Below are 16,050 nucleotides of genomic sequence, written 5' to 3' on the forward strand. Positions count from 1 at the left end.
TTACCCAAAAATCTGTTTTTATAGTATAATAGTACGGTGCAAAAAACCAAACACTGAATAGTAGGAAAGGATAGGGGATATGAAACAAGTTTTTCTCTCAACAACAACTGAATTTAAAGAGATCGACACGCTTGAACCAGGTACTTGGATCAACCTCGTCAATCCTACACAAAATGAATCACTGGAAATCGCCAACGCCTTTGATATTGACATTGCCGACCTCCGAGCACCGCTCGATGCGGAAGAAATGTCTCGTATTACCATCGAAGATGAATACACTTTGATTATCGTAGACGTTCCAGTCACAGAAGAAAGAAACAACCGCACCTATTACGTAACGATTCCGCTAGGGATTATCATCACCGAGGAAACCATTATCACTACTTGTTTGGAATCCCTCCCTGTTCTTGATGTCTTTATCAATCGTAGGTTGCGTAATTTCTATACCTTCATGCGGTCACGTTTTATCTTTCAACTCCTTTACCGCAATGCCGAACTTTATCTAACTGCCCTTCGTTCCATTGATCGCAAGAGCGAACAAATCGAAAGTCAACTGCATAAATCCACTCGAAATGAAGAATTGATTGAACTCATGGAATTGGAAAAGACCATCGTCTATTTCAAGGCCTCACTAAAAACAAACGAGCGCGTAATCAAGAAATTGACCAGCGCAACCAGCAATATCAAAAAATACTTAGAGGACGAGGACATACTCGAAGATACCCTGATTGAAACCCAACAGGCCATCGAGATGGCAGATATCTATGGAAACGTCCTTCACTCTATGACAGAGACCTTTGCCTCTATCATTTCCAACAACCAGAACAACATCATGAAAACTCTGGCTCTCGTGACCATTGTCATGTCTGTCCCAACCATGATCTTCTCAGCCTACGGGATGAACTTTAAGGATAATGAAATCCCTCTGAACGGTGAGCCACACGCCTTCTGGTTAATCGTCTTTATCGCCTTTGCTATGAGTGTCTCGCTCACTCTCTATCTCATCCATAAAAAATGGTTCTAAGAGGAATCCCTATGTCTCAGATTGATTTACAAAAACTAACTAAAAAAAATAAACATTTTATCCATATTGCCACACAACAGTTTCTCAAAGATGGCAAAACAGAGGCTGAAATTGATGCTATTTTCAACGAAATTATGCCAGAGATTCTTAAAGAACAGTCTAAGGGGGTGCCTGCTCGTACCCTTTACGGAGCACCAACTCAATGGGCTCATAACTTCACTTTGAAGGAACAATATGAAAAAGAGCACCCAAAAGAAAATGATGATCCAAAACTCATGATTATGGACTCAGCCCTTTTCATCACTAGTTTATTTGCGCTCATCAGCGCCCTTACAACAACCATCTCTCCCGATCAGTCTGTCGGCTATGGTTTAATTACTCTATTGTTTGTGGGTATCGTTGGAGGAATTGCCTTTTACTGGATGTACCACTTCATCTATCGCTACTATGGTCCCGATGTAGAGCGTAGCCAACGTCCTCCATTCTGGAAATCAATCCTCGTTATCCTGGCTTCTATGGTCCTTTGGTTGGCAGTGCTCTTTGGAACAAGCTTCCTACCAACCAACCTCAATCCTGTCCTTCCTCCGATTACACTTGCCATCATCGGAGCAGTGCTTCTCGCTCTTCGCTTCTATCTCAAGAAACGTTTCAACATCCGAAGTGCAAGCGCGGGCCCATCACGTTATTAAGAAAAGTGAAAAGCTATGGCATATAGTCAATCTTTAGCTCAGCAGATTCGCAAAATTCTAGCACTTAAACTTCCTCCCCAAATTTTCGAAGAAGAGTTAGAAGAAAAGAAACTGTTTGGTGGCCTGGCCTTTATGATTCGTGGGAAAATGGTCCTTACAGTCAGTTCCAGAAAAGACGAGCTGGTTATGGTGAGAATTGGCAAAGAAATGGAAAAGCAAGTTCTACCCCGAACAGGAGCTCGTACTACATTGATGAGAGGGCGACCTTATCATGGCTATATAGACCTAGATATCGAAGGTCAAAAAGAACTGCCTTACTGGATTGATTTAGCTCTCCCCTATAATCAAGAGTTGACCAAGTAACTCATATCTAGTGAGATTAGAAAAACGAAAAGCAACTGCACAAGCGGTTGCTTTTTTCACTTGCTTTCTTGAGATTCAATAGCACTTCTGAGTCTGATTCTTATAGTTTTCTCTCATCTTTTGTGATAGAATAGGCTCATACTCAATGAAAATCAAAGAGCAAACTAGGAAGCTAGCCGCAGGCTGTACTTGAGTACGGCAAGGCAAAGCTGACGTGGTTTGAATTTGATTTTCGAAGAGTATCAATCTATTTCTAGGAGGATGAGATATGGTTTCTACTATTGGTATTGTTAGTTTGTCTAGCGGTGTTATCGGAGAGGATTTTGTCAAACACGAAGTCGATTTGGGTCTCCAACGTCTCAAGGATTTGGGACTCAATCCTGTCTTTTTGCCCCATTCGCTAAAAGGTTTAGACTTTATCAAGGACCATCCTGAAGCACGTGCAGAGGATTTGATGCAGGCCTTTTCGGATGATAGCATCGACATGATCCTCTGCGCCATCGGTGGGAATGATACCTATCGTTTGCTACCTTATCTTTTTGAAAACGATCAACTTCAAAAGGTTATCAAACCAAAGATTTTTCTTGGCTTCTCGGATACCACTATGAATCACCTTATGTTGCATAAACTAGGGGTCAAGACTTTTTATGGGCAATCCTTTCTAGCAGACATTTGTGAATTAGACAAGGAGATGTTGCCCTACACCCTCCACTACTTTAAAGAACTGATTGAGACTGGAAGAATCTCAGAAATCCGCCCTAGCGACGTTTGGTATGAGGAAAGAACTGACTTCAGTCCCAAAGCTTTGGGAACACCTCGTCTCAGTCATATAAATACAGGTTTTGATTTGTTACAAGGAAATACCCAGTTTGAGGGAGAAATCCTCGGTGGTTGTCTTGAGTCTCTCTACGATATTTTTGACAACTCTCTACACGCAGATAGCACAGACCTCTGCCAAAAGTACAAACTTTTCCCTGACTTATCCGACTGGGAAGGAAAGATTCTCTTGTTAGAAACAAGCGAAGAAAAGCCTGAGCCGGAAAACTTCAAAAAGATGGTACAGGCTTTGAAAGAAACTGGGGTATTTGAGATCATTAGTGGACTCTTGGTCGGAAAACCTATGGATGAAACTTTCTATGACGACTATAAAGAGGCACTATTGGATATCATTGATAACAATATCCCGATTGTCTATAATCTAAATGTCGGCCACGCAACACCAAGAGCCATTGTGCCCTTTGGCGTTCATGCTTATGTGGATGCACAGGACCAAGTCATTCGCTTTGACTATAACAAAAAATAAACAATTTCTCCATTTTTGTGCTTTTGTATTGATTTTCGTTACAATTTGTGTCTGAATTTATTGCATTTCGCTAATTTCTATGATATCCTTTTGAAGGAGGTATATATGACTAAACAAAAAATAAATCAAATTGTCGGTTCAATCGGGGCCTTTATCGGAATTATTGTATTTATCGCCTACATCCCACAAATTTTTGCCAATTTACAAGGCAACAAAGCTCAACCATTCCAGCCTTTATCCGCAGCAGTATCTTGTTTAATTTGGGTTATTTACGGGTGGACAAAAGAACCTAAGAAGGATTGGATACTAATTATTCCAAACTCAGCTGGCGTTGTCTTAGGTGGACTGACATTTCTCACTGCACTATAAAAATTACTAGCATATAATCAAAAAGCTGAGAGGAATTTCTCAGCTTTTTCTATATTCTCAGATAGTTAGACGCTTGGACTCACTAACTTCCGCTTTTCCACTCACAATCATTCTCATGGTCATCAACCAGACCTGCAGCCTGAAGAAAAGACAAAACTGCAACGGGGCCTGTAAACTTGAAGCCTCGTTTTTTGAGATCTTGAGATAACTTTTCAGATAAGGCTGTTTTAGCAGGTGCTAGGTGATAGTCAGGAACATCATTGATGATGGTTTTCCCCTCAACAAAGGACCAGAGATAAGCGTCAAAAGAGTCAAAGGTTTTCTGGATTTGTAAAAATGCTTGGGCGTTGGCACGCGTCGCAAAGAGCTTGGCACGATTTCGGATAATGGCTGGATTCTCTAACAAGGCTTCCAACTCCTCATCTGTCATCTCAGAGATACGATGTGCTTGGTAGTTGTAAAAGACTTCTCGGAATCCTTGACGTTTGTTTAGTACCGTTTCCCAAGACAGACCAGCCTGATAAGTCTCCATACAGAGCAGTTCAAAAAGAGCGCGGTCGTCATGAAGGGGTTGGCCCCACTCTTCATCATGGTAGGCTACATATAATGGATTGGTCATCTTGACCCACGAACAACGTTTTGGCATATTATTCTCCTATTTCACCAACATTTTAAGGGCCGACTTGATATAGTTCTCAGCTGTATCTGTCGTTCCTTCAAAGAATTTCTTGATTTTCTTAAGTTCGGTCGCCTTGTAACCCAGTGCCAACATGGCTTCCATAGCTTCTTCCAGTTCTTGGTTTTCAGCGCTGGTTTGCACTGCCACCTTGGCAGGAAGGTCATCACTAGTCACAACTACCTTGCCTTCCAAGTCTAGCACCATCTGTTGGGCTGTTTTCTTGCCAATTTTAGGGAACTTGGTCAAGTAGGTGATGTTCTTAGTCTCGATCGCCTGAACCAAGCCAGCATTGTCATCGGCAGCGATAATAGCAAGAGCTGATACCGGACCAATCCCAGAGACCGAGATTAGACTAAGAAAGAGTTTCTTCTCATCTTCTGAGCGAAATCCATAGAGCAGATGAGCATCCTCACGGACAACTTGGTGCACATAAATTTGAGTTTCTTGATTGACCTGACCTGAGTAAGCATAGGGATTGGCTACATGCAAGATATATCCGATACCGTTGGTTTCAAGAACGATGTATTTGGCAGTGATTTTGGTAATGATTCCTTTTAGATATTCGTACATAGTTTTTCTCCATTATTTTGCCTATCTAGTATACCATATTTACCCAAGACAGATGGCAACAAAAGGTGCAACCTCTGGTTGACAAATAGTACAGGAGATTGTATTCTCATTATAAGTAAAAATTGTTAGGATAGAGGTAGAAAAAGGAGGATAGAATGATGAAACTCGCAGAAAAACTATTTGAGCTCAGAAAGGAAAAAGGTTGGTCCCAAGAAAAGCTAGCAGAACAAATCAATGTTTCTCGGCAAAGCATCTCCAAATGGGAGTCTGGACAAGTCCTTCCTGAGATCGAAAAAATCATTGAATTAAGCAAGATTTTTCAAGTGACAACTGACTATCTACTTCTGGATGAAAACTCTGAAAAAGGTTCCACAGCAGTGACCTTGGAAGAAGACAAGGACAAATACTATAAAGATGTTAAATCCTTTGGTCTCTGGCAAGTGATTTATATTTTCGTCTTGGCTCTGGCTATCTATCTCTTTTTAGCCGGTTCTAGTTTCCCAGCTGAATTCACTGCCTGGATTTGGCTGACCTTCGTTCTCTTGATTGCGTCTGCAGTTGCTATCAACAAGGCTCTCAAAACCAAACAACGTTATCTTGATAAAGTGATTGGTCTTGAAAAAACTTCAGAAGAAGTCAATAGCAAAAAGTGACGGAGATGGAAGTATCCAACCATCCTTTCTTTTAAAAAAGCACAAGCAACCTTGCTTCACAACTTATACAAAAATTTCCATGATAAAACGCATAATACCAAGGCTTTTGAATACCTGATATTACGCGTTTTTTCTGATTTTAAACACTTTTGATCAGCTTCCCTTACTCAGCATGGGTTGTCTCATTTGCAAAAGAAATAATCGCTTCTTTGAGCTCATCTCCACTGAGTGAACGGAATTCTTCAATCTTTTGATCAATGGCTTCTAGCGGCATCACGTTTACCTTACCAACGAAAATCTTGTCCATAACTTGGTTATCAACCAATTCGGTCGAAACCAAGAGTTCTTCATAGAGTTTTTCACCTGGTCGGATACCGACCTCAACGATTGGAATTTCACTTTCTGTATGCCCACTTAGAAGCACCATTTTCTTGGCTAAGTCATAGATCTTGACTGGTTTGCCCATATCAAGGATAAAGACTTCTCCATCCTTGGCATAAGCGCCAGCATGGATTACTAGACGGCTGGCTTCTGGAATGGTCATGAAGTAACGTGTCATACGGAAGTCTGTCACCGTTACAGGGCCACCTTCAGCAATCTGACGTTCAAAGACAGGAATCACGCTACCACGACTACCGAGAACATTCCCAAAACGAACTGCACAGTAGGTTGATTTGCTACGTTGGTTAAATCCAGTGACAATTAACTCTGCCACGCGCTTGGTTGCGCCCATAACGTTCGGTGGATTGACCGCCTTGTCAGTCGAAATCATGACCATCTTAGGTACTTTGGCTGCATCAACAGCCTTGGCAACATTGTAGGTTCCGAGGATATTGTTCTTGAAGGCTTCTTTTGGATTGCGCTCCATCATCGGAACGTGTTTGTGAGCAGCAGCATGGTAAACAATGGCTGGTTTGTACTGCTCAAACACCTGCAAAAGACGGTCATAGTCCTGAATATCTGCAATAACAGGAACATAATCAATCCCTTGGAATGTACGGATCAATTCATGATAAACGAGATAGATTGAGTTTTCACCATGTCCAAGCAAGACAATACGCTCGGGATTGAAGCGACTAACCTGGCGACAAATCTCCGAACCAATCGAACCACCTGCTCCTGTCACCAAGATAGTCTTACCTGTAAGCTCTGCACCAAGACGGGATTCGTCGAGACGGATTTCCTGACGCCCCAAAAGGTCTGTGATGTCAATTTTCTGGAAACCACTACCTGGTTGGTGAAGTCCCTGAACGACTGTCTCAACCTTGGGCATCTTGTAACATTTGATACCTAGTTTATTACACATCTGCAGGATACGTTCGTACTCTGATGGATCAAGCGAAGGGATGGCTACGATGACGCGCTCGATTTGGTGGCGTTTGGCCAAGTCAGGCAGATTGTCATAAGAGCCCAAAACTGGGATTCCACCAAGTTTTTGCCCTTTTTTCTTTTCATCATTGTCCAAAATCCCTACTAACTCAAGGTCGCTAGTCGGATGTTGGTAGCTGTTCATAAAGAGGGCGCCACCATCACCAGCACCAATCAAGAAAGTACGGCGGTGTTCGCCATCCCCACTTCCCTGCTTGCGCTTAGAATAAATCAACTGCCAAGTGATACGAGGGAGTAAGATGAGAAAAGTACTCAATAAGATAAAGAGTATGATGAACCGGATAGAAAATAGAGGAAGAAAAGCGTAGCAAATTCCATAGGAAAACACACTACTGAGCATCACTCCGAAAAAGATTTTCATAAAATCCGTAATCTTGCTGTAACGACTAATACTCGCATTGAGCCCCCAAAATCCAATCATGATTTGATAGAAGAGGAAGGCCAAACCAGTATAGATAACATAGTCCACAGGCGCTGGGTTAATCAAGCCATAAAAGAGAATGTAGGACACAATGATGGAAACCACCATACTAACAATGTCAAATACACCCCAAAACACCTGTTTTTGCTGTTTATTTAAAATTTCAACCAGATCAATCACGTAATCTGTTAATTTTTTATTCATAGGAATTTACTCCCCCTTAAAAGAATGCAAATAAATATATTGTTATTATAACATTTTTTGGCTGTTTTATCTTTTACAAGCCTACTTATTTTTTCTTAATAATTTCACAAAAATAAACTGACGTACAAAACCTGGACAAAGTGCGACGACCGCCTGAATAGCAATGCTTTTCGCATATTCCATGTAGGAAATTTGGCCTCTTTCAAGCATGCGTTGACGAGCTTGACGATAGAGTTTGAGGTAGCGCAAACCGCCTCGACGCTCAAACATCCCTGCGCCCACACGAACCTTACACAAGATTTGATCCAAGTTTCCAGTCTTAGCTCCTGCGGCAATCATATTGAGCCAGAGAAGGTCATCTTCCATATAAAGCCCATCTTCGTAGTTGCCCGCCTTGAGAACCATATCCTTCTTGAACATGACAGTCATGTGGTTGAAGGCACTTCTCATCCTTTGGTAAGCCACAATATCTGCGTGCTGAGTTGGAACACGACGGTAAGACACAATCTCGTCAGGATTGTCAATAAATTCTGCAATATGTCCACCTAAGAGATCTAGATTTTCCTCTTCCATTAGTTGGACTTGCTTTTCAAAGCGGTCAGCTACCGCTATATCATCTGTATCCATGCGAGCGATGATATCGTACTGACACTGTAACACACCGTATCGAAGAGCCAAACCTAAACCTTGATTTTCTTCTAAGGGGCACCGTTTAACTGGAATCTCTGACTGAGTTTCCACTTCATCTAGCACCTGATAGAGTTCTGGTGTAAGAGGCCCATCCTCTACGAGAACAATCTCACTTGGTTTCAAGGTCTGGTTTTGAACACTTTTGATGGCATCTCTCAAAAATGTCGGATTTTCCTTTACATAGACCGACATTAAGACGCTGATTTTTTGCTTTTCAGACACAGTTTTTCTCCAATTTATAGATTTCCTTCCACTATTTTATCACAAAATTTCCTAGTTTCCTATTTTTATCTCAAATCAAGAAAAATTCTAGTAAAGAAATCTGTCCCTTTTCACTCTATTTTCAGTTAAATCGTTCTAGCTTTCTTAGCAGTCCTCTCCTTGACATTATAAGGAAAAAACCTTAAAATAAGCTGTTATTAAAATCATCTTATCGAGGTTTTTATGAAAAAACGATCACTCTTTTTTGTTCTAGGAATTGTCTTAATCGGGACCGTTTTACGCTCTCCTTTTACTGCTCTGCCAACTATTTTAGGAGATATTGCTCAGGGATTAGGAGTCGAGGTCAGCTCTCTCGGGATTTTAACCAGTCTCCCTCTCTTGATGTTTGCTCTTTTCTCTGCTTTTGCAAGCCGCTTGGCACAAAAAATCGGGTTAGAGCACCTCTTTACTTACTGTCTCCTCCTCTTAACTGTTGGATCTGTCATTCGAATTTTCAATCTTCCCCTTCTCTATCTAGGAACTCTGATCATCGGAGCGAGCATCGCCATTTTCAATGTACTCCTCCCAAGTATGATTCAGGCAAATCAGCCTCAAAAAATCAGTCTCCTAACAACGCTCTATGTCACTGCCATGGGAATTTCGACAGCTATCGCTTCTTATCTTTCTGTCCCTATCACCCAAGCTAGTTCTTGGAAGGGCCTCATCCTCGTTCTCAGCTTTCTCTGTCTGGTCACTCTGCTAGTCTGGTTACCAAATCATCGCCACAACCACCACCTAGAAAGCCAAAAAGAAAAGCAAGTCAAAAAGAATATTCTAAAAAGTAAAGATGTCTGGGCTATCATTATCTTTGGCGGGCTTCAGTCCTTGCTCTTTTATACAAGTATGACCTGGTTGCCAACTATGGCTGTTAGTGCTGGTCTTTCTAATAGTGATGCGGCTCTTCTGGCTTCTATCTTCTCGCTGATTAGCATTCCTTTTTCAATGACTGTTCCAAGTCTGACGACTCATCTGTCAGATGGTCATCGTCGAATCATGCTGGCAATTATCTCTATCGCTGGTATGATGGGAATTGCCATGCTCTTGTATCCAGCCAATAATTTCCTCTACTGGTTAGTCGTCCATCTCTTGATTGGGACATCCTGCAGCGCCCTCTTCCCCTACCTCATGGTTTGCTTCTCACTTAAGACCAGCTCGCCCGAAAAGACTGCGCAACTCTCAGGTCTGGCACAAACAGGGGGCTACATCTTGGCGGCCTTTGGTCCCACCTTGTTTGGTTATAGTTTTGACCTTTTCCAATCTTGGATTCCAGCTGTCCTTGCCCTTCTAGCCATTGATATCATCATGACTATCTCACTCTTTATGGTAGATCGCGCGGATAAGATTCTTTAATTATTCTAAAATACTTCTCAGATATAAACAATGCAAAGCCAGACTCTGTCTGGCTTTTTAGGCTTTTCTATCAAGAAAAAGCGCCATCCATCTGTTAGCAGAAAGATGGCATTTTTGATATAATAAGATGTATAGAAACTAATTCTCATGCGAAAAATAAATTAGTTTATAAGATAGCTACTATTTCAAGCGAGGTACATAGAATGGATGAACAGAAATATAATTTGGAAGAGAGTTTAGCAGAGTTAGATAAGCTCTTTTACTTATCAACCAAGGAGACAGATAAGACTGCCTGTGAAGCTCTAGCAGAAAAAGCAAGAATAATTTATGAACAATATCCTGAATCAGAAGACATTGCGTTGCGGTATGCTGGGATTTTGGTTAATTTATCAACCAAGCAAATTGAGTTGGAAGAACTAGAGACCACTGCTGAAAAATTAGAGAATTTACAGCAAAAATTCCCTGAATCGCATGATATAGTAGAAGCATTGGCCAGGATTTTGTTCAATTTATCAATCAAGCAGACTGAGCTGAAGGAAATCGAAGCTACTGCTGAAAAATTAGAGAAATTGCAGCAAAAATTCCATGAATCGCCTGATATAGCTTTGCCGTATGCTAGGATTTTGGTTAATTTATCAACCAAGCAGACTAAGTTGAAGGAACGGATGACTACTGCCGAAAAATTAGAGAAATTACAGCAAAAATTTCCTGAATCGCATGATATAACAGAAGCATTGGCTATGATTTTGTTCAATTTATCAATCAAGCAGACTGAGTTGAAGGAACTAGTGACTACTGCCGAAAAATTAGAGAAATTGCAGCAAAAATTCCAGGAATCGCCTGATATAGCTTTGCAGTATGCCATGATTTTGTTCAATTTATCAACCGAGCAGACTGAGCTGAAGGAAATCGAAGCTACTGCTAAGAAATTACAGGAATTGCAGCAAAAATTCCCTGAATCACATGATATAGCTTTGCAGTATGCTCAGATTTTGGTTAATTTATCAACCAAGCAGATTGAGTTGAAAGAGCGGGAGGCTACTGTTGAAAAAGTACAAAGCTTGCAACAACAATTCCCTGAATCACATGATATAGCTTTGTATCATGCCATGATTTTGTTCAATTTATCAACCAAGCAAACTGAGTTGAAGGAACTAGAGACTACTGCCAAAAAATTAGAGAAACTGAAGCAAAAATTCCCTGAATCGCCTGATATAGCTTTGCCGTATGCTAGGATTTTGGTTAATTTATCAACCAAGCAAACTAAGTTGAAGGAACTAGAGACTACTGCTGAAAAATTACGAGTCTTACAGCAAAACTTCCCTGAATCGCCTGATATAGCTTTGCCGTATGCCATGATTTTGTTCAATTTATCAACCAAGCAAACTAAGTTGAAGGAACTAGAGACTACTGCTGAAAAATTACGAGTCTTACAGCAAAACTTCCAGAAATCACATGATATAGCTTTGCAGTATGCCATGATTTTGGTTAATTTATCAACCAAGCAAACTAAGTTGAAGGAACTAGAGACTACTGCTGAAAAATTACGAGTCTTACAGCAAAACTTCCAGAAATCACATGATATAGCTTTGCAGTATGCCATGATTTTGTTCAATTTATCAACCGAGCAGACTGAGCTGAATAAACTCGAAGCTACTGCTAAGAAATTACAGAAATTGCATGAACATGAACACTTCCAAGAATCTGAAGAAATCGCTTTTATATACGGCATGTTCTTAGCAATCTTATTTAATCATCAAACAGAGTTGAGTGGACGTCGGCAAACCACAAAAACAATTAAAAAACTCTATAAAAAATTTTCCAAATTTATGATACAAAATTTTGATGATCTATTTTTTAGTAATGATAATGTCTGTGATAGTGAGAAGTACATGCTATTCAACTTTATCCTAAGAGAAGGTCTTTTAAAGAATACTAAATATGCTATTTTACAAAAATGGGCAGAGCGTTATAAAGAAGATTCGAGTGAACTAAAGAACTTGCTATCTATTTATCAACTTGTTCAGAAAATCAAGTATCAACTGGGATTAAAAGACTCAGATAAAAATCAGGTACTTAAATTCGGCCATTACACCAAGGGAAGCACTCTCCAAATTATGTTAGATCAAGAGGAGAATGATAAGAAGGATTTTTCAGTATCTGGGAAAACTCGTTTGTATAATGCTAATTATATGAATGATCCTGAAGAAGGAATCGTCATAGAACAGATATTGGGCTTAGATAGACGTGATGTTTTGGAACCAAGCTCATGGTTCTTAATGAGCTTTACAAACAAAACGGATGATTTGGCCATGTGGTCCCAGTATGGTGACGATGCCAAAGGTGTTTGTCTGGTACTTCGAGAAGATGATTTTTCTAGATTTACTTCCTTTAATGATGTTTCTTGGCGTAAAGAGGCCATCCCCTTAGTAGAGACAATGAATAAGATAGAATCTACTCTCTCGTACGATTTAAAAGGCTCACCAAATGAATTAAATAATATTAAACCAACTGTAGCTGTTAAAGATGAAGGAAAAAGATCGAAATCTGAAAAAAAAGAGAATGTACAAAAAGGGAATAGTGATTATCTCTACCGAATTGCCTATGTTAAGCATATAGAGGAAAATTTAAAACTAGAACGAACTGAACTATTTGAGAAGTCGGAAATAGAAGAATTAGAAAAATTGTTGAATAGTTTAAAAGAAAAACTAGATATCGGTTCAAAAGTCACGGAGGAGAACTATCAAAAAGCGATTTCTGACTGTATCGAAGAAATTCGCTACTTATTTAAATCTGTCGATTACAAATATGAAAACGAACTTCGTATCTTACGCTATGCTAATCTAGACCCAAGTAATAAGGAAATCAAAATTGACAAAACCTCTGGAGTAGGTAAACTTTATATAGAACGAAAAAATTCAATTCAAATCGGTGAAGTCATTTTCGGTCCTAAGTTTCCGAATCCTGAGTACGTGACTCCTTTATTGAAACTTTTGGATAAGAAAATTAAGTATAAGAAATCTATGATAAAATTTAGATAAAGACTGACAATACCCTCTAAACTTCTAGTTTTTACTAGGAGTTTTTTATATATAAAATTTTTACACATATTTCTTGACAGGGCTTTCATATTGAGATACAATATATTTGAAAAGAGTATATATAAAATTTTTATATAATATAAAGGAGGTTTCCCATGTACTTCCCAACATCCTCTGCCTTGATTGAGTTTCTCATCTTGGCTGTACTGGAGCAGGGGGATTCTTATGGTTATGAGATTAGCCAAACCATTAAGCTCATCGCCAATATCAAAGAATCTACGCTCTATCCCATTCTCAAAAAATTGGAAGCCAGTGGCTTTCTGACCACCTACTCTAGAGAGTTTCAGGGGCGTATGCGCAAATACTACTCCTTGACCAATCGGGGCGTAGAGCAGCTCATTACTCTAAAGGAAGAGTGGACGCTCTATACCGACACCGTCAACGGCATCATAGAAGGGAGTATCCGCCATGACAAGAACTGACTATCTGACTCAGTTAGAAACCTATCTCCATAAACTACCTGAAGTCGACCGCATCGAAGCTATGGACTACTTTAAGGAACTATTTGACGATGCAGGTCTAGAGGGCGAAGAAGAGCTCATTGCTAGTCTAGGAACACCAAAAGAAGCGGCTCATGATATCCTCTCTAACATCCTCGATAAAAAAGTCAATGAAGCCCCTGCTCAAAAGAATGACCGCCAACTGCTACACATTGCCCTCTTGGCCTTACTAGCAGCCCCTATCGGAATCCCTGTTGGAATTGCAATTATCTTGACCATTATCGGGCTTTTTATCGCAGCGGCCGCTGTCATTCTAGCCTTCTTTACCGTCTCTGTGACGGGTATTCTGCTGGGCGGACTCTTTATCGTAGAAAGTTTTAGCATCCTAGTAGAAGCTAAATCTGCCTTTATCTTGATTTTCGGGGCTGGTTTACTTGCCATCGGTGCTTCTTCTCTTGTTCTACTAGGCATCTCCTATGTGGCTCGTTTCTTTGGCCTCCTGATCGTCCGCTTGGTACAATGGATTCTTAAAAAAGGAAAGAGAGGTGACAGACATGCGTAAATTGACAAAAGGATTTCTCATTTTTGGCGTGGTTTCTACGATCCTTGGTTTTATCATGATAGTTGCAGGCGCCCAGTCCAATGGTATTCAAAGTTTGCTTGCCATGTCAAAAGACCCCGTCTATGACAATCGTATCGAAGAAGTAACCTTCGGAAGTGAAGTGGAAAAACTTGATTTGACCCTTGAGGACCATAGCCTAACCATCACAGAGTCTGTAGATGACAAGATCCATATCACCTATCATCCTTCGGTGTCTGGTCGTCACGATTTGACTACTGGTATGAGTGACAAAACACTGAGCGTCACTGACAAACAAGCCTCCCAACATCGTTTTCTCGGTTCAGGAATCGAAAGCCTACTTCGTATTGCCAGCAGTTATTCTCACCGTTTTGACGAAGTCATTCTCTCCCTCCCTAAAGGAAGAACTCTGAAAGCAATCACCGTTTCAGCTAATCGTCGACAGACCACTATCATTAATGCTACCCTTGAAAATGCGACCCTCAATACAAACGGATATCTCCTCCGAATTGAAGGAAGTCGTATTAAAAATAGCAAATTCACAACACCTCATATCATCAATATCTTTAAAACAGAACTGACAGATAGTCAGGTTAAGACGGAGGGGGGACACATCTATGCTGAAAATATTCAGGTTCACGGTAAGGTTGAGCTAGACTCTCATAACCACTTAAGACTCTTTCTTTCTAAGACAGAATTCGATCGTATCAATCTAGATATGTCTTCTAAGCATGGCGGTATTTATCATAATGCACAAAGAGAACACCCTCGACAAAGAGAAAATGAACTTACCAACCCCTACAAGACAGACAAAGCAGATGTCAAGGACCTGCTCATTATAAAAGCCAATCAGGATATCTACCTAACTAAGGAAGAAGAATACTCTACTCCACCTAGAAATCATTGACAAAAACGCTTTCATCTGCTAGTCTAAAGATAGAAAATGACCATAAAAAAGGAGGTTCCACCATGACACAAGAATGGTTTGAAAGTGCCGATCTTGAGAAAAAATCACCTCAGACGAAATCGGAAATCCAGCCCGACCAACCAGAGACTTCGGAAACTGTGGAAACTGAACCACAAGCAAGCCAAGAAACTCCGGTCTCACCTAAAGAGTCGGAAAAGCATGAGGAGGAAGCTCCCGAAATGACTGAGGAAACCCAAACCGAGGAAGAGGGAGAAGGGAAAGCTGAAGAGGAACACAAGCAAGAAAACTCTGTAAAAGAGAAAAGCATCCTCAGCAAGGCTTTAGATAGTCCCTATATCCCAGACATTGACCCCCGCAAAACTGCTCGATTCAAAGAAGAAATCGCACTATTTTGGTCTTGGTTGCTGGATGCTATCCAAGAACCAACTACTAGCAAGACTACGGACCAAAAGCATCGTTACAGTGTCTTTGCCCTACTCACCTTGCTATCTTCGATTAATCTTTTCTTTAGTATCTATCATATCAAGCACCTCTACTATGGCTATATGATTTCTATTGCTAATAGTTCTCCTAACCAGCTTCCACCTTTAGATCTCTTTGCTGGACTTTCTATCTTGGTCGCTAGCGCTCTATTTTACTTTTCCATCATTTTGGGAGGCTTTACTGTCCGACGTGTGCTGGATCAGGAGAGTGACTTCACATTCCAAGAAGCCTTTGATCGGTATAGCCGACTCTTTGCTATCCCACTTGTCCTAACAGCTCTAGCAAGTTTCTTTGCACTCTTTGGTGGCTTGCGATTTGCTGGCATCCTCACTCTTCTAAGCCTGGCCATCTTTGCCCTTGCAAATCTCTTTGTGATTAGCAAGCCAAGTAAGACCAATAGCCTCGACCCATTTTATCGTTTCTTACTAGCTGTCTTACTTGATGGCGCTATTCTCTTACCCTTCTTCATTGCAGAGCTCGCACTGACAGTAGACTACCTTCGCATCCTGACATTCTTTTAACCAAAATCCCTGCCATTTGTTAATGACAGGGA

At 40.6% G+C, this 16,050-nt stretch carries 16 protein-coding genes; 12 read left to right on the forward strand and 4 right to left on the reverse strand.

Translation table 11 applies throughout. The features are described from left to right. Positions 1-79 precede the first annotated feature (79 nt). From B7709_RS04840 to B7709_RS04860, 5 genes are all read left to right on the forward strand, one after another. The gene (locus tag B7709_RS04840; RefSeq protein WP_084945715.1) at positions 80-1,024 is read left to right on the forward strand and encodes a magnesium transporter CorA family protein; all 945 of its coding nucleotides are present in this window, start codon (positions 80-82) and stop codon (positions 1,022-1,024) included. An 11-nt stretch (positions 1,025-1,035) separates the two neighbouring features. Continuing rightward, positions 1,036-1,713, forward strand: a complete 678-nt coding sequence (locus B7709_RS04845) for a DUF1129 domain-containing protein (RefSeq protein ID WP_084971931.1) — start codon at positions 1,036-1,038, stop codon at positions 1,711-1,713. A 15-nt stretch (positions 1,714-1,728) separates the two neighbouring features. Further along, complete coding sequence (locus tag B7709_RS04850; protein ID WP_084971932.1) at positions 1,729-2,076, forward strand: TfoX/Sxy family protein; 348 nt, start codon at positions 1,729-1,731, stop codon at positions 2,074-2,076. A gap of 268 nt (positions 2,077-2,344) precedes the next feature. Continuing rightward, positions 2,345-3,379 carry a S66 family peptidase gene (locus B7709_RS04855; protein ID WP_084971933.1) on the forward strand — a complete coding sequence of 345 codons (1,035 nt, stop codon included), beginning with the start codon at positions 2,345-2,347 and terminating at the stop codon, positions 3,377-3,379. 105 nt (positions 3,380-3,484) lie between these two features. Further along, complete coding sequence (locus B7709_RS04860) at positions 3,485-3,748, forward strand: SemiSWEET family transporter (protein ID WP_000166112.1); 264 nt, start codon at positions 3,485-3,487, stop codon at positions 3,746-3,748. 82 nt (positions 3,749-3,830) lie between these two features. On the opposite strand, the gene B7709_RS04865 is transcribed toward B7709_RS04860, so the two are convergent. After that, on the reverse strand, positions 3,831-4,394 hold the full coding sequence (locus tag B7709_RS04865; protein ID WP_084971934.1) for a DNA-3-methyladenine glycosylase I: 564 nt from the start codon (positions 4,392-4,394) through the stop codon (positions 3,831-3,833). 9 nt (positions 4,395-4,403) lie between these two features. Continuing rightward, positions 4,404-4,997 carry a Holliday junction branch migration protein RuvA gene (gene ruvA, locus B7709_RS04870; protein ID WP_084971935.1) on the reverse strand — a complete coding sequence of 198 codons (594 nt, stop codon included), beginning with the start codon at positions 4,995-4,997 and terminating at the stop codon, positions 4,404-4,406. 155 nt (positions 4,998-5,152) lie between these two features. On the opposite strand from ruvA, the gene B7709_RS04875 reads away from it, so the two are divergent. After that, positions 5,153-5,650 (forward strand): helix-turn-helix domain-containing protein, encoded by a 498-nt coding sequence (locus tag B7709_RS04875; RefSeq protein ID WP_084971936.1) that lies wholly within the window; start codon positions 5,153-5,155, stop codon positions 5,648-5,650. Between the two features lie 163 nt (positions 5,651-5,813). On the opposite strand, the gene B7709_RS04880 is transcribed toward B7709_RS04875, so the two are convergent. Both B7709_RS04880 and B7709_RS04885 read right to left on the reverse strand, forming a co-directional pair. Beyond that, the gene (locus tag B7709_RS04880) at positions 5,814-7,664 is read right to left on the reverse strand and encodes a polysaccharide biosynthesis protein (protein ID WP_084971937.1); all 1,851 of its coding nucleotides are present in this window, start codon (positions 7,662-7,664) and stop codon (positions 5,814-5,816) included. A gap of 81 nt (positions 7,665-7,745) precedes the next feature. Then, complete coding sequence (locus tag B7709_RS04885; protein ID WP_084971938.1) at positions 7,746-8,576, reverse strand: glycosyltransferase; 831 nt, start codon at positions 8,574-8,576, stop codon at positions 7,746-7,748. A gap of 222 nt (positions 8,577-8,798) precedes the next feature. Between B7709_RS04885 and B7709_RS04890 the strand changes: the two genes are divergently transcribed. The 6 genes from B7709_RS04890 (at position 8,799) to B7709_RS04915 (ending at position 16,018) form a co-directional block, all read left to right on the forward strand. Then, on the forward strand, positions 8,799-9,965 hold the full coding sequence (locus tag B7709_RS04890; protein WP_084971939.1) for a CynX/NimT family MFS transporter: 1,167 nt from the start codon (positions 8,799-8,801) through the stop codon (positions 9,963-9,965). A 203-nt stretch (positions 9,966-10,168) separates the two neighbouring features. Next, entirely contained in the window at positions 10,169-13,006 is a 2,838-nt protein-coding gene (locus B7709_RS04895; protein ID WP_239822500.1) for a tetratricopeptide repeat protein, read from the forward strand. 155 nt (positions 13,007-13,161) lie between these two features. Further along, positions 13,162-13,488: a PadR family transcriptional regulator gene (locus B7709_RS04900; protein ID WP_084852814.1), complete on the forward strand. Its 327-nt coding sequence runs from the start codon at positions 13,162-13,164 to the stop codon at positions 13,486-13,488. Further along, complete coding sequence (locus tag B7709_RS04905; RefSeq protein ID WP_084971940.1) at positions 13,475-14,068, forward strand: DUF1700 domain-containing protein; 594 nt, start codon at positions 13,475-13,477, stop codon at positions 14,066-14,068. The genes B7709_RS04900 and B7709_RS04905 overlap by 14 nt, the downstream gene beginning before the upstream one ends. Then, the gene (locus B7709_RS04910) at positions 14,061-14,993 is read left to right on the forward strand and encodes a DUF4097 family beta strand repeat-containing protein (protein ID WP_084971941.1); all 933 of its coding nucleotides are present in this window, start codon (positions 14,061-14,063) and stop codon (positions 14,991-14,993) included. Before B7709_RS04905 ends, B7709_RS04910 begins: the two co-directional genes overlap by 8 nt. Positions 14,994-15,055: 62 nt before the next feature. After that, positions 15,056-16,018 (forward strand): DUF6574 domain-containing protein, encoded by a 963-nt coding sequence (locus B7709_RS04915; protein ID WP_084971942.1) that lies wholly within the window; start codon positions 15,056-15,058, stop codon positions 16,016-16,018. The last annotated feature ends 32 nt before the right edge of the window (positions 16,019-16,050 follow it).

Source organism: Streptococcus oralis subsp. dentisani (assembly GCF_002096335.1).
GTDB classification, from domain to species: domain Bacteria; phylum Bacillota; class Bacilli; order Lactobacillales; family Streptococcaceae; genus Streptococcus; species Streptococcus oralis_Z.